Source organism: Agrobacterium sp. El2ro-1b, from assembly GCF_048298475.1.
Lineage (GTDB): Bacteria > Pseudomonadota > Alphaproteobacteria > Rhizobiales > Rhizobiaceae > Agrobacterium > Agrobacterium fabrum.
Genome location: NZ_CP103458.1, coordinates 2,282,501 through 2,296,507, shown reverse-complemented (window position 1 = coordinate 2,296,507; position 14,007 = coordinate 2,282,501). Strand labels below are relative to the sequence as shown.

Here is a 14,007-nt window from a genome sequence, read left to right as displayed (position 1 = left end):
AAAGCGGGCCTGAAGCAAGCTTATTTCAAAACGGTAAAGCCTTGCTTTTCGAAGAAGGGCGTTGCCTTCGCGGACTTCAGGAAATCCAGATAGGACTTCGCTGCCGGCGATTTTGCTTCCGAGAGAATGGCGACCGGGTAAATGATCGGCGGATGGCTGTCTTCCGGGAAGGTGCCGACGATCTTCACGCCGGGATCAGCGGCGGCGTCGGTCTGGTAGACGATGCCATAGGGCGCTTCGCCGCGCGAGACGAGCAACAGGGCGGCACGGACGCTTTCAGCGCCGGCGACTTTCTTTTCGACCGAGGACCAGACGCCGAGTTTTTCCAGTGCGGCCTTGCCGTATTTACCAGCAGGAACGGAATCGACTGCGCCCATGGCGAGGCGGCCATCGCCGACCAGAGCCGCAAGATCGAAGCCCTGCTTGATCTCGACCGGTTTTGCCTTGTCTGCGGGCGCGACGAGAACGATGCGATTGCCGAGAAGATTGGAGCGGCTGTCGGCATTGATCAGCTTCTTGTCGGCGACATAGTCCATCCATGCAAGGTCAGCGGAAATGAAGATGTCCGCAGGGGCGCCCTGTTCGATCTGCTTGGCGAGCGCCGAACTTGCGGCATAAGAAACCGTCGCCTCGTTGCTGCTTTCTTTGGCCCATTCCGCATTGATGGCGTCGAGCGCGTTTTTCATGCTCGCGGCGGCAAAAACCGTAACCTTCTCGGCGGCATGGGCTGGAACAGCCACAAAGGAGGCCGCCATCCAGAAGGATGTGGCGGCGGCAATGGTTTTGAAGAAGCTGCGGCGCATAAGTCTCATGATGTCCCCCAGGGTCAGATGTATTCCGATGAATATAACGATAGGCCTATAGGGCAATCATTATATTTTCAAGGATATATCGATGAGGTGAGCAAAGAGGTCGCTGTGAGTGTTTATGCAGAGGGATGATCAAGGTCAAAAAGCTTTCCGTCGTCATGCTCGGGCTTGTCCCTGTTATCTGCAACGCCTTGATTTTATTGGACGTGATTAGATCCTTGGGACAAGCCCAAGGACGACGTCGAGTTTGAGGGCAGGTTTTTCCTTATCAAGGCCGCCCGTTCTGCCTGATCAAAACCGCTCGCTGGCGAAATGGGCGATCTGCGCGCCCGCCTCGTAATAGGCTTCCTTCACGGCACGGAAAGCCTGTGCTTTCGGTTCCGTCACCGGCAAGGGCAGATCGGCTTCGGCGATCTCGCCGAGAATATGCTGGGCAATCACCTTGCCGAAGGCCGTCCCTGGGGCGATGCCGCGGCCGTTGTAACCCGAGAAGCCGACGACATTCTCCGCGAATTTATGGAAGCGCGGCACGGCATTGTCCGTCATGCCGATCTGGCCGTACCATTCACATTCGAATTTCGCATCGCCCAACTGCGGGAAAAGCCGCTTCAGCGAGCGTTTCGCCCAGGCACGATGAATGGAGGCGCCGGTGCCGCGCAGTGCGCCGACACTGCCGAAGACGAGCCGACCGGCCTTGTCCATACGGAAGGATGACAGGATTTCCTTCGTATCCCAGCAGCCCTGCCGACCGGGCAGGATGCTTTTCTGCAGATTGTCGCTGAGCGGCCTGGTGGCGAAATTGAAATAGGGCAGGTAAACCTGTTCCTCGCGGATAATCTGCCAGGGGCCGGTGCTGTAGGCCTCGGTTGCGACGACAATCCATTTTGCCGTTACCGATCCTTCTGGCGTTTTCACCACCCATTTTGCGCCGTTGCGGCCAGTTTCGATGACCGGGCTTGCCGTATGCAGCCGGACGCCGGCCTTCTGTGCTGCGCCGGCAAGGCCACGAACATAGGCCAGCGGCTGGATCGTGCCGGCGCGGCTGTCGAGAAGCGCGCCGGAATAGGCGTTGCTGCCGATATAGCTCGCTGTCTCGTCAGCATCGAGAACTCGAACCGGCGCGCCTCTCGCCGACCATTGCGCGCAACGCTCGCGGATTTCGGCGAGGCCTTTTTCACCGACGGCGCAATGCAGCGTCCCGTTTTTCTCGATCTCGCAGGGAATGCCGTGTTTTTCCACGAGGTCGCGGACGAGAAGCGGTGCATCGCCCAGAAGATCGAGAAGCCGTTCGCCGTGGGTCTCGCCCAGCACATCGGGAAGCTCTTTGGGCATAACCCACATGCCCCCGTTGATGAGGCCGACATTACGCCCCGCGCCGCCGAAACCCATCTCCTTCGCTTCCAGCAGGATGACGTCCAGACCACGTTCGGCAAGATGCAACGCGGCGGACTGCCCGGTGAAACCACCGCCGACGACCACGACGTCGGCAACCGCATCCCTCTGCAGCGCCGGTGTCACGGGCGGTTGCGGAGCGGTCTTTTCCCAGAGGCCATGTGAGCGGGGGTCGTTATACATCGTTCCACCATAGTGCGGGCGAGTTCATTTGATTTTCGTATGAGTGACAAGCCCTTGTTTATGAGACTTTACAAGCCACTCCGTCTGTTGAATATCGACATATCGTCAAGAGTTCATTCCGTGGGGGAATATGGTTCTGCCACCGCGCCGTTTTCTGCCGTCGCTTTCGCTGCTGGCGGCTTTCGAGGCCGCCTCGCGCACCGGCAGCGTCACCGCTGCGGCAAGGGAGCTCGGTCTGACACAGGGTGCGGTCAGCCGGCAGATTCTGGCGCTTGAAGAGCAGCTTGGTGTAGCGCTGTTCCTGCGTGAACGGCAGACCATTCGGTTGACCCGGGCGGGAGAAGCTTATGCGCGGGAAATTCGCGAGGCTTTGCGGCGTATTTCGACGGCGTCCCTCAATTTGCGTGCCAATCCGGATGGCGGAACGCTCAATCTCGGCGTGCTGCCCAGCTTCGGCACCCGGTGGCTGGTTCCGCGCCTTCCCGATTTCATCGCCCGGCATCCCGGCATTTCTGTCAATCTTCTGACGCGGTCGTCGCTGTTCGATTTCCGCACCGATACCGTCGATGCGGCGATCCATTTCGGTTTGCCGCATTGGCCGGGCGCCGAACTGGTTTTCCTGATGCATGAAAAGGTCATTCCGGTGTGCGGCCCAGCTTTCAAGGAGGTTCACGGGCTTTCTCAGCCGGATGATCTGCTGCATGTACCGCTCCTGCATATGACAACCCGGCCGGACGCCTGGGAACAATGGTTTCGCAGCCATGATGTGCGTTTCGACAATGTACACGGCATGTTGTTCGATGAGTTCACGACGATTGCCGAGGCGGCGAGTGCTGGCGTCGGGGCTTCGCTTGTGCCTTCCTTCATGATTGAGGAGGAATTGCGAAGCGGACGTCTGGTCGTAGCCGTTGCAGGGGAAGTGGAAAGCGACGAAGCCTACTATCTTGCCTGCATGCCGGACCGCGCCAGCTATCCGCCACTTGAAAGTTTCCGGCGCTGGATCGTTTCTCAGGCCACAATCGGCAGGGGTATCGGCGGCGAAGACTTTTCGGCGTAAACCGGGGGTCGGTCTTGCAAGAGCGGCGCGGCTAAGCCAATAGTGCGCCATGACCTGTGGCGGACGGCGCCACGCACCGCAAATTTCAATACGGGAGATGTCCGTGAAGCCCATTTTTGTTCAGCTTCAATGCGAGCCCGGCAAGACCTATGATGTCGCCGATGCCATCTATAAAACGGAACTCGTTTCCGAGCTTTATTCCACCAGCGGTGAATATGATCTGATGCTGAAGATCTATCTTCCGCAGGAGGAGGATATCGGCAAATTCATCAATCAGCATATCGTCAATATTCCCGGCATCGTCCGCTCGCTAACGACGCTGACCTTCACCGCGTTCTGACTGTATTCCCAGCCTTCGACCGTGCATCCGCGTGGAGGGAGAGCCCTTTCAGCTTGAGGACTTGGTGGCGAGTGGCAGCCTTAAGGCTGGTTGCGGGCAACAGGAATGAGGGAAGAGTTTGGAGCGTCAGGAAGGCCGTATACGCAGCCCGTGGCTCTCATCCTGATTTACAGGTGCTTTTTCAGCTCACTGCATCAGAACTTTTGAGACGTCCCGACTGGCTTGTGGCCAGCTCGGCAGACGAATTGATACACTAAAAGCGCGCCATCGACCCCGTGTTCGGGATACTATATCCGGCGCGCTTTGATATTGACGGGGACGAGGCAATGATCGGGTGAAGGGTTTCCCGCATCAGGCCGCGGCCAGATTCCGGCTGCGCACGAGATCGCGGATCGCGATCCGCACGTCATCGGCGCTGTCGAACTTCTGTTCGTCCAGGTCGTGAACGTGGAACTTCACCGCGATGAACTTCAGCCGGTCGTTGTCCGGTATGACGATGCCGACGGGTTCGCCAGCGAATTCAATAACTTGCTTTTGCATAGGTATACTCCCGCTGTGGCTCATTAACACAGCATGTTGTCGAACTGATTTTCAGGAAATTGAGACCGTCAGGTCACATTCGACAGCAGCGGGAACACGTGGATTTAAATCCAGCATTCCAGGACACAAGACCAAGGATTGCGTTAATGTTGATATGTTTTGACATGACACACTCCCTGTATTGGTGTTGGCCCAGAATCAGGAGACTCGCTCTCCAGTTCCACACTGATAATCCAGACCAGCACTAAAATCAATGCTGATTGTTATAGCTAGAATATTTTTCTTTATGATGACAGGAGAGGGGCGGAAATGTGAAATTTTTGTTTTCGTGGGAAGCCGCCGTGAAAAGCCCGGCATGGCGAGCTTTTTATGCTTTTTTTTAATCGCTGCCGAATGTCGCCGGCGGGTAAATATGATCGTTTCCGTTGAAGTCGGAGACGGAGTAACAGCCATCGCGGGTTTTTTCGGCCGCATTTCGGCCGATCATGGCCTTGCCGTGACCGCCGGGGATGTCGAGAACATAGGTCGGCTGGCAAAGACCGGAGACATGCCCGCGCAAAGCGGAAACGATTCGCTGCCCCTCTTCGATCGTCAGCCGGAAATGGCTTGTGCCCGGGGCGAGATCGGGATGGTGCAGATAATAGGGCTTGATACGGTTTTCGACGAAGCTGCGCATCAGCTCGGCCAGAACCGCCGGATCATCGTTGATGCCCTTCAAAAGCACGGTCTGGCTGACCATGGCAATGCCGGCATCGATCAACTGTGCGCAGGCGTTTCTGGCAGCGTCGCCGAGTTCGCGGGCGTGATTGGCGTGCAGGGCGACATAGGTGGTCTTGCCGCTCTCCTTCAGTGCCTCGATCAGTGGCGCGTCGACGCGATCGGGATCGACGACCGGCACGCGGGTATGGAAACGGACTATCTTGACGTGCGGTATGTCCCTTAGCCGTTTCATCAGGTCTGACAATCGTCTTGGTGAGAGCACCAGAGGATCGCCACCGGTGAGGATGACCTCCCAGATGGCCGGGTTTGCCTTGATATAGGCGAATGCCGCGTCCAGTTCTTCCGGGCTCATCATCCCGTTGCCCTGCGGGCCGACCATTTCGCGGCGGAAACAGAAACGGCAATAGACCGGGCAGACATGCACCGCCTTCAAAAGAACGCGGTCGGGATAACGGTGAACGATGCCGTGGACGGGGCTATGGGCGTCGTCGCCGATCGGATCGTCGCGTTCTTCGGGAAGATGGACGAGTTCGGCGAGATCTGGCACGAATTGCCGGGCGATCGGATCCTGCGGATCGCGACTGTCCATCAGCCCGGCAATCGCCGGCGTGATGGCGAGCGCATAACGCTGCGTCACTGCGCGCAGGTCCTCAAGCGCTTCGGCTTCGATCAACCCCGCTTCGAGCAGCGCTTCCGGTGTCTTGATGGTTTCAAACCTTGTCATCGTCCATAGTCCGCGACGGGCGCCCACATGACAAGATCGATGCGGGGTGCGCCGGTTGCCAACATCACCAGCCGGTCGAAACCGAGCGCTATGCCGCTTGCCGGCGGCATGATCGCAAGTGCGGCCAGAAAATCCTCGTCCAGCGGATAGGTCTCGCCATAAACCCGCTGTTTCTCGGCCATCTCCATTTCGAAACGGCGTCTCTGTTCGGCAGCATCGGTCAATTCACCGAAGGCATTGGCAAGTTCCACGCCGCAGGCATAAAGCTCGAAGCGTTCCGCCACTCGGGCATCCCCAGGCGATTTGCGGGCAAGGGCCGCTTCGCTGGTGGGATATTCATCAAGAATGGTTGCGCGGCCGAAACCGAGTTCCGGCTCCACCCGCTCTACGATGACGCGGCTGAACATATCCGCCCAGGTATCGTCATCGGCCACGCGGACGCCGGCATTGGTGAGGCTTGCGGCGAGGTGCCGTTCATCCGTTTCGCCATTGCGGCTGATGGTCGCCAGAAGATCGATACCGGCATAACGTTCGAAGGCCTCGGGAACGCTCAGACGTTCCGGCTCGAGGAAGGGATCGACACTGCGGCCGCGATAGGTGAAATGTTTGGTCCCTGTGGTTTCGGCGGCCAGTGCCAGGAGATTGGCGCCGTCCTTCATCAGGCTCTCATAGGTTTCGCCGACCCTATACCATTCCAGCATGGTGAATTCCGGGTGGTGCAGCGGGCCTCTTTCCCGGTTCCTGTAAACATGAGCGAAACAGGAAATGCGTTTCTCACCGGCGGCGAGCAGCTTCTTGCAGGCGAATTCCGGCGAGGTATGGAGATAGAGCGGCACGGCCTCGCCGCCCGGCGTCAGACCCTCTGTGGCAAAGGCGTGCAGATGCGCTTCATTGCCGGGGGAAACCTGCAGGGTGGCAGTGTCGACTTCGAGAAAATCGGCAAGTGCGAAATAGCCGCGAAATGCCGACTGGATCGCGTTGCGGCCAAGGAGAAAAGCGCGGCGGTCGGCGTGGACATCCGGTGTCCACCAGGGCGACATGGTCTCGTTGCTTGCGCGCATCGTCTGTTCTTTTCCGTCTTCTCTGCGGCGCCCGATTGCGGGGAAACAGTCCGCAAAACGCCTGAACGCATCATTTAAAGCAATTCCGGGCGGAAAACCGCTAGGCACTCTTCCGCGAATTGCTGTAGAAGGCTGGCAATTCGCGCGAATTTAAGGTAGTTGCGCCCCAGAAAAAAGACAAACGTCTGCCGGGGCCGGTGCTGCCGCGCAGTCCTTTACGACGCATTTCATCGAGTTACAAGGAAGTCATATGGTCAAGGTTATCGCCTCATCCGTCCGCAAGGGCAATGTTCTCGACGTGGACGGCAAGCTCTACGTCGTTCTCACCGCGCAGAACTTCCACCCGGGCAAGGGTACGCCGGTCACGCAGGTGGACATGCGCCGCATCGTTGATGGCACGAAGGTCTCCGAGCGCTGGCGCACCACCGAGCAGGTCGAGCGGGCTTTCGTTGAAGACCTGAACTTCCAGTTCCTTTATGAAGATGGTGAAGGCTTCCACTTCATGAACCCGGAAAACTACGATCAGGTTGTAGTCGATGTCGAGACGATGGGTGACCAAAAGGCCTATCTGCAGGAAGGCATGACCTGCGTTCTTTCCATTCACGAAGGCAACCCGCTGGCTGTCGAACTGCCGCGTCATGTCACGCTGGAAATCGTGGAAACGGAACCGGTTGTGAAGGGCCAGACGGCTTCTTCTTCTTACAAGCCGGCAATTCTCTCCAACGGCATCCGCACCATGGTCCCGCCACATGTTGACGCCGGTATCCGCGTGGTCATCGCGACGGAAGACAATTCCTACGTCGAGCGCGCCAAGAACTGAGCGTGAAGGCTGGGTAAGCAAAAAGCACCGGGCGACCGGTGCTTTTTTTATTTTGTGGCGTGAAATAACAAAAAGCCCGCGTCGAAACGCGGGCTTTTTGTTTGTCTTTTTTGGCGCTGGTTACATGCGCTTGGCAGCAACAGCAGCGGCGATCGTCGGACCCTTCGGCGCGGTCGTCTGGCCGACGGCATAACCGCCGCCGAGTGCAACGCTCAATGCCACATAATCCTGCGCGGCCTGCTGGATGGCCGTCGCAAGCTGTGACTGGGCGTCGGAGACGTTACGCTGGGCGTCGAGAACATCGAGAAGCGAGGATGCGCCGTCGCGATAGCTGGCCGTCGCGAGCGAGAGCGCTTCCTGATAGGAGGACACAGTTCTGCGATAGGCACTAACCGTCTGCTGGTCGCGATTAAGAGCAGTCAAAGCGTTTTCGACTTCTTCCACCGCATTCAGAACGGTTGCCTTCCACGCAAGGTATTGTTCACGGGCAACCGACTTCTGAATATCGACACCAGCGCGCAATCTTCCGCCATCAAGGATCGGCAGCGTGATCGAAGGACCAAAGCCCCAGCCATTGGCCGTGCCGCTCGCGCCATTGCTGATCTTGCTAAAGCTCGGAGTGATCGAACCACTCAGCGTGATGCTGGGATAAAGCTGTGCCTCGGCAACGCCGATATCGGCAACGGCAGCGGCGAGCTGGCGTTCAGCGACGCGGATATCCGGTCTGTTGCGGATAAGGTCGGCCGGTACACCTGTGCGCGGAATGGTACGGGCGACAGGCTGGCGCGCGCCTCTTTGAAGTTCCATGACAAGCGAGTCGGCCGGCATGCCGAGCAAGGTTGCGATGCGGTGTGCCGCACGACGGAAATTCGTTTCCAGAGCCGGCATCTGAGCCAGGGTGGAATTGACGAGACCTTCGGACTGAACGACATCCAGGCGGGAAGCCGCACCGGCGTCCAGCTGCAGCTTCGTCAGGCTGAGTGTCTCGCGACGGGAGCCCAGGTTCTGACGGGCGATCTCAAGGCGCTCCTGATAATAGCGCACGTCGATGTAGGCAGACGTAACAGCGGAAATCAAGGTGAGGCGCTGAACGTTGGCCGTTGCATAGGCAGCATCGAGCGATGCTCCCGCACTTTCCTGAGCGCGACGGTATTGGCCGAACAGGTCCAGCAACCAGCCGACGTTGAAAGCATTGCTCGTCGTGTTGGTGACGTTATCGTTCGTGGAAGGCAGGCTTCCGCCGCTGCCCTGGGTCTGGTGACGGAATGTGGAGGTCAGGCTCGGTAAGGAGCCGGCGCCCGCAACGGTAATGTTGGATTGAGCCTGATTAATGCGCTCGATCGCCTGCAGAACCGTCAGGTTCTGCGTGAGCCCGGTGGAAACGTAACCATTGAGGCGGCTGTCGTTGAATGCATTCCACCATGCCACGGTGCTGATGTCGCCATTACTGGTTTTTCCGGCTTCCGCAAACTTGCCCGGCAATTGAATTTCCGGCGTCTGGTGGTCTGGCCCGACAACACAGCCTGAAAGCAGCAGCATTGTCAGGGGAAGAGTGGCGCGAATAGACAGCATGTAATTTTCCCAATTCTTAGGTTGGCTTACCGAGCGCGGCTTGCTGACAAATGGGCTGCGCGGTCGATATGCCCTAGAAACGTGCATTAGCCAAATCGGCAACATTTCTAGCAGCGTATTAACGGTTGGCACAGCCCATTTTTGTTTTGTTAACGCCTTGAAAGGCGGCGAATGATGACGAAAAAGGACGGAACGAAGAAAATTCCGAGCAGTGTTGCAGAAAGCATACCACCCAGGACCCCGATACCGATTGCATTTTGTGCGGCGGAACCCGCTCCGGTTGCGATTGCGAGAGGCACGACACCCAGGATGAAGGCAAGCGACGTCATGATGATCGGGCGCAGGCGCAGCTTGGCCGCCTCTAGCGCCGCTTCCACCAGACTTAACCCATGCTCCTGTCTCTCCTTGGCGAATTCGACGATCAGGATCGCGTTTTTTGCGGCAAGGCCGATGGTCGTCAGCAGGCCAACCTTGAAGTAGACGTCGTTCGTCTGACCGAAGAAATGGGCCGCGGTCAAGGCACCGAGGACGCCCACCGGGACGGCCAGGATGACCGAGAATGGGATCGACCAGCTTTCATAGAGGGCAGCAAGGCAAAGGAACACGATGAGAACCGACAGTGCGTAAAGCATCGGCGCCTGCGAGCCGGAAAGTCGCTCCTGATAGGAAATGCCCTGCCACGCCACGGTGTAGCCACCCGGCAGGCTCGCTGTCAGGCGTTCCATCTCGTCCATGGCCTCACCTGACGCGACGCCTGCGCCGGCGGTACCTTCCAGCGAGATCGCACCAGTGCCGTTGAAGCGGGCAAGAGACGGCGGCGCATTGATCCATTTGACCTCGCTGAAGGAGGAGAAGGGCACCATCTCGCCGCTGGTGTTGCGGGCATACCAGAACTTCAGATCGTCCGGCTGCATGCGGTAGGGTGCGTCACCCTGGACATAAACCGGCTTCAGTTCGCCGTTGAGCGTGAAGTCGTTGACATCGCGCCCGGCAAAGATTGTCGACAGCATCAGGTTCACAGAGGACAGATCGACCCCCATGGCTCCCATCTTTTCCTGATCGAGAACGATCTTCATCTGGGTTTCATTGTCCTGACTGTCGCTTCGCAGCGAGCTGATGTTCGGATTGCCGGTGGCAAGCGCGATCAGTTCCTTCGATGAGGCAGTGAGGGCATCGGTGCCATTGCGGCCGCTATCCACGAGATACATCGAGAAACCGCTCGATGTGCCCATGCCCTGAATAGCAGGCGGCAGAAGCGGGAACACCTGCGCGTCGCGGAAACCGAAGAACGTGCCCATCGCGCGCTGCACGATGGCGCCGGCGTGCTGATCCGGCGCGGTTCTCTCCTCGAAATCCTTGAGCTTGGTGAAGACAATGGCGTTGTTCTGGCCCGAACCGCTGAAGCTGAAGCCGAGCACGCCGAAAACCGATTCGACATTGGCAGCTTCCTTTTCGCGGAAGTAGTTTTCGACCTGCTTGACCACCTCATTGGTGCGTTCGATATTGGAGCCGGTCGGCGTCTGGATGATCGTCAGCAGCACGCCCTGGTCTTCCTGCGGCAGGAACGAGCTCGGCAGCTTGCTGAAGAACCAGACGCAGCCACCGATGACGACCGCGAAAATGATCATCACGCGCAGCGGACGCTTGAGCAGATACCCGATGGAGGACACATAACCGTCCGTCGCCTTGCCAAAGCCGCGGTTGAACCAGGCGCCCGGTCCACGCTTTTTCTTATGGTGGTCGATCGGCTTCAGCATGGTGGCGCAAAGCGCCGGCGTCAGAACGATGGCGACCACGGCGGACAGCAGCATGGCCGACACGATGGTGATCGAGAACTGGCGATAGATGATGCCGGTTGATCCACCGAAGAAAGCCATCGGAATGAACACGGCGGTCAGGACGAGCGCGATGCCGATGATCGCACCGGTGATTTCACCCATCGACTTTTCCGTCGCCTCGACCGGGGAAAGACCTTCTTCCGACATGATGCGCTCGACGTTTTCAACGACGACGATGGCGTCATCGACGAGAAGGCCGATCGCAAGAACCATGGCGAACATGGTCAGCGTGTTGATCGAGTAGCCTGTCAATGCCAGCACACCGAATGTTCCCAGCAGAACCACCGGCACGGCAATCATCGGAATGAAGGTGGCCCTGAGGTTTTGCAGGAACACCAGAAGCACGACGAAGACGAGGATGATCGCCTCGATCAGCGTATGCACCACTTTCTCGATCGACAGCTTTACGAAGGGCGTCGTGTCATAGGGATATTCGATCGAGACGCCTTCCGGCAGCGAGCCCTCGACATTGGTCAGAGCCGCTTTGACGCGCGCTGCCGTGTCGAGCGCGTTTGCACCGGTGGCGAGGTTGACCGCGAAACCGGCCGAAGGGCGGCCGTTGGAGCGGGAATCGCCGCCATAGGTTTCCTGGCCGATCTCGATACGGGCAACGTCGCTGAGGCGGACGGTTGCGCCGTCCTTTTCGACCTTGAGGATGACCTTCTCGAAATCGGCGACGGTGGTCAGCTGACTCTGCGCCGTCACCGTCACGTTGAGCTGCTGGCCCTTGACGGCCGGTACTGCGCCAAGCGAGCCAACCGAAACCTGGGTATTCTGGCTTTGAATGGCGCCGGTGACGTCGGCCGTGGTCAGCTGGTATTTGTTGAGCTTGAACGGATCGAGCCAGATGCGCATCGCATATTCGGAACCGAAGACGTTGATGCTGCCCACGCCTTCGAGACGCTTGATCTGGTCTTCGACACGCGAGGAGAACACGTCGCCGAGATCGGCCGAGTTGCGCTTGCCGTCGGTGGAGATCAACGCGCCGACCATCAGAATGCTCGATGTCGACCGGCTGACCTGGAGACCCTGCTGCTGCACGGTATCGGGCAATTGCGACTGGACGAGCTGCAGCTTGTTCTGCACCTGAACCTGCGCGATGTCGGGCAGGATGCTGTTCCCGAAGGTCAACGTCACTTCGGCGCTGCCCGTCGAAGACGACGAGGTCATATAGGTAAGGTCGTCGAGACCGGTCATGCCATCCTCGATGATGGTCGTCACCGATTTCTCGACGGTTTCGGCACTGGCGCCATTATAGGTGGCGCTGACGCGCACCGTCGTTGGCGCGATTTCAGGGTACTGCGAAATGGACAGCGTCCAGATCGCAAGGGCGCCGCCCAGCATGATGACGATGGCGATAACCCATGCAAAAACGGGGCGCCGGATGAAGAAATGGGCCATGGCAGTCCTGCCTTACCTTTTACGAGCTTCGACCGAGGGTTTCGTGCTCATGCTTATTTCGTGGGGGCGGCGGCAGGCGGAGCTTGCTGCGGCAGAACGACGATACCGCGATCGTCGATGGTCACTTCAACCGGTGCGACCGTCGCGCCTTCGGCAATCCACTGGAAGCCGTCGACGATCAGCTTATCGCCATCCTTGACGTTTTCCGTCACCAGCCAGGCGTTGCCCGACTGCTGGCTGGACGGGAAGGTGCGGGTTTCCACCTTGTTTTCCGCCGTCACGAATTTCGCGGTCAGTTCGCCACTGGCGTTGCGGCTCGCGGCGCGTTGCGGAATGCGGAAGCCCTTTTCCTTGCCGATGGTCAGCGTGGCACGGACATAGGTGCCGGGAAGCAGAAGATCATCAGGGTTTTCGAACAGGGCGCGGATGGAGAAGGTGCCCGTGGTTTCGCTCACCGCCATGTCGGACATGTCGATCTTGCCGTCATGCTTATATTCGGTGCCGTCTTCCAGCGTCAGATGGATGCCGGTCTCTTTCGTGTCACCACCGAGCTGACCGGAGGAGATTGCCTTTTTCAGACGCAGAAGATTGGTGCTGGATTCCATCAGGTCGATATAGATCGGATCGATGCGGCGCAGCGTCGTCAAGGCCGTGGTCTGGTTTGCCGTCACCACGTTGCCGATGCTGAAGGCAGTTGCGCTGGTAATGCCGTCGAAAGGCGCGCGGACCTTGGTGAGATCGAGGTTGATCTCAGCCGTTTCCAGCGCCGCCTTGGTCTGGGCAACATCGGCCTCGGCCTGAAGCAGCGTCACCTTGGCGTTTTCATATTCGATCTGCGTCGCACCGCTGTTGACCAGCCGCTCGTAGCGCGCAAGGTTCGCCTGGGCGCTCGGAACACTGGCTTCCGCCTTCGCGACGCTTGCCTTGGCCTGCGCCACCTCCGCCAGATAGGTGTTGTCCTCGATCTGGTAGAGAACGTCGCCCTGCTTGACTTCGCTACCTTCCTTGAAGGGAATTTCGCGGATGATGCCGGTCACGCGTGGGCGGATTTCCGCCGTCTGGAACGCGCTGGCGCGACCGGGAAGAACGGTGGTCAAAGGATATTCGCTGGTCTTCATAACGATGACGCTGACCGGAGACGGTGGACGCTCGGCGCCCTGGCCGGCGGTCTTGCTGCTTTCGCCACCATCGCTGCATCCCGCCAGAACCGCGGTTACACACAGAGAAGCAAATAGGGGTAAAATACGTCGGCTCATCGTTCTTCCCTGCGTATCGGTCGCATTCAACTATAAGCGCAATGTCGCTCGGCGGATGCGCGTCCGGAAACAGACACGACAGGCGAAGGCCTTGAAAGGGACCCGATTCGCTCATTCTGTCCGGACCGCCACGCGCATAGAAGCGCAGGCTTATGCGCTTCGCAAGCAATTGCGAGAAGGTGACGTAAATTGGGAATCGTCACTTAGCAAGCGGATTGCGTAATCCCGCATCGATTAGATCGACGAGTTGATCACAACGTGTTGCCAAATTGCCGATATCTTCCCGTGCGATGA

Annotated in this window: 12 protein-coding genes (1 of these 12 running past the window's edge); 3 read left to right on the top strand and 9 right to left on the bottom strand. The window is 58.6% G+C overall.

Annotated elements, in window-relative coordinates:
- Positions 1-20 precede the first annotated feature (20 nt).
- Both modA and NYR50_RS11380 read right to left on the bottom strand, forming a co-directional pair.
- Positions 21-812 carry a molybdate ABC transporter substrate-binding protein gene (modA, locus tag NYR50_RS11385; protein WP_174020816.1) on the bottom strand — a complete coding sequence of 264 codons (792 nt, stop codon included), beginning with the start codon at positions 810-812 and terminating at the stop codon, positions 21-23.
- A gap of 288 nt (positions 813-1,100) precedes the next feature.
- Positions 1,101-2,384, bottom strand: a complete 1,284-nt coding sequence (locus NYR50_RS11380) for an NAD(P)/FAD-dependent oxidoreductase (protein WP_418136013.1) — start codon at positions 2,382-2,384, stop codon at positions 1,101-1,103.
- A gap of 130 nt (positions 2,385-2,514) precedes the next feature.
- Here NYR50_RS11380 and NYR50_RS11375 point away from each other — a divergent pair, with 130 nt between their 5' ends.
- Together NYR50_RS11375 and NYR50_RS11370 are read left to right on the top strand one after the other, a co-directional pair.
- Entirely contained in the window at positions 2,515-3,441 is a 927-nt protein-coding gene (locus NYR50_RS11375; protein ID WP_418136012.1) for a LysR family transcriptional regulator, read from the top strand.
- 103 nt (positions 3,442-3,544) lie between these two features.
- Positions 3,545-3,781, top strand: coding sequence for an Lrp/AsnC ligand binding domain-containing protein (locus NYR50_RS11370; protein WP_006313966.1), 237 nt, complete (start codon positions 3,545-3,547; stop codon positions 3,779-3,781).
- Between the two features lie 351 nt (positions 3,782-4,132).
- Here the strand turns inward: NYR50_RS11370 and NYR50_RS11365 are convergent, their stop codons facing one another.
- From NYR50_RS11365 to epmA, 3 genes are all read right to left on the bottom strand, one after another.
- Positions 4,133-4,321 carry a hypothetical protein gene (locus NYR50_RS11365; protein WP_006313965.1) on the bottom strand — a complete coding sequence of 63 codons (189 nt, stop codon included), beginning with the start codon at positions 4,319-4,321 and terminating at the stop codon, positions 4,133-4,135.
- A 379-nt stretch (positions 4,322-4,700) separates the two neighbouring features.
- Entirely contained in the window at positions 4,701-5,765 is a 1,065-nt protein-coding gene (locus NYR50_RS11360; RefSeq protein WP_418136011.1) for a lysine-2,3-aminomutase-like protein, read from the bottom strand.
- Positions 5,762-6,826 carry an EF-P lysine aminoacylase EpmA gene (gene epmA, locus NYR50_RS11355; RefSeq protein ID WP_418136010.1) on the bottom strand — a complete coding sequence of 355 codons (1,065 nt, stop codon included), beginning with the start codon at positions 6,824-6,826 and terminating at the stop codon, positions 5,762-5,764. Before epmA ends, NYR50_RS11360 begins: the two co-directional genes overlap by 4 nt.
- 250 nt (positions 6,827-7,076) lie before the next feature.
- On the opposite strand from epmA, the gene efp reads away from it, so the two are divergent.
- Positions 7,077-7,646 (top strand): elongation factor P, encoded by a 570-nt coding sequence (gene efp / locus NYR50_RS11350; RefSeq protein WP_174009329.1) that lies wholly within the window; start codon positions 7,077-7,079, stop codon positions 7,644-7,646.
- Between the two features lie 120 nt (positions 7,647-7,766).
- Here the strand turns inward: efp and NYR50_RS11345 are convergent, their stop codons facing one another.
- The 4 genes from NYR50_RS11345 to ameR all read right to left on the bottom strand — a co-directional run.
- Positions 7,767-9,218: an efflux transporter outer membrane subunit gene (locus tag NYR50_RS11345; protein WP_418136009.1), complete on the bottom strand. Its 1,452-nt coding sequence runs from the start codon at positions 9,216-9,218 to the stop codon at positions 7,767-7,769.
- A 149-nt stretch (positions 9,219-9,367) separates the two neighbouring features.
- Entirely contained in the window at positions 9,368-12,457 is a 3,090-nt protein-coding gene (locus NYR50_RS11340) for an efflux RND transporter permease subunit (RefSeq protein ID WP_418136008.1), read from the bottom strand.
- Between the two features lie 53 nt (positions 12,458-12,510).
- On the bottom strand, positions 12,511-13,713 hold the full coding sequence (locus NYR50_RS11335; protein ID WP_418136007.1) for an efflux RND transporter periplasmic adaptor subunit: 1,203 nt from the start codon (positions 13,711-13,713) through the stop codon (positions 12,511-12,513).
- Positions 13,714-13,912: 199 nt separating this feature from the next.
- On the bottom strand, positions 13,913-14,007 hold the 3' end of the coding sequence (ameR, locus tag NYR50_RS11330) for a TetR family transcriptional regulator AmeR (RefSeq protein WP_418136006.1). The gene runs 565 nt beyond the window's last position; only the last 95 of its 660 coding nucleotides appear in the window; its start codon lies beyond the right edge, outside the window; the stop codon is at positions 13,913-13,915.

Coding starts and splice junctions, on each gene's coding strand:
- NYR50_RS11380 (WP_418136013.1), bottom strand. CDS start 2,384: ATGTATAACGACCCCCGCTCACATGGCCTCTGGGAAAAGACCGCTCCG.
- NYR50_RS11335 (WP_418136007.1), bottom strand. CDS start 13,713: ATGAGCCGACGTATTTTACCCCTATTTGCTTCTCTGTGTGTAACCGCG.
- NYR50_RS11365 (WP_006313965.1), bottom strand. CDS start 4,321: ATGCAAAAGCAAGTTATTGAATTCGCTGGCGAACCCGTCGGCATCGTC.
- epmA (WP_418136010.1), bottom strand. CDS start 6,826: ATGCGCGCAAGCAACGAGACCATGTCGCCCTGGTGGACACCGGATGTC.
- NYR50_RS11360 (WP_418136011.1), bottom strand. CDS start 5,765: ATGACAAGGTTTGAAACCATCAAGACACCGGAAGCGCTGCTCGAAGCG.
- efp (WP_174009329.1), top strand. CDS start 7,077: ATGGTCAAGGTTATCGCCTCATCCGTCCGCAAGGGCAATGTTCTCGAC.
- NYR50_RS11340 (WP_418136008.1), bottom strand. CDS start 12,457: ATGGCCCATTTCTTCATCCGGCGCCCCGTTTTTGCATGGGTTATCGCC.
- modA (WP_174020816.1), bottom strand. CDS start 812: ATGAGACTTATGCGCCGCAGCTTCTTCAAAACCATTGCCGCCGCCACA.
- NYR50_RS11345 (WP_418136009.1), bottom strand. CDS start 9,218: ATGCTGTCTATTCGCGCCACTCTTCCCCTGACAATGCTGCTGCTTTCA.
- NYR50_RS11375 (WP_418136012.1), top strand. CDS start 2,515: ATGGTTCTGCCACCGCGCCGTTTTCTGCCGTCGCTTTCGCTGCTGGCG.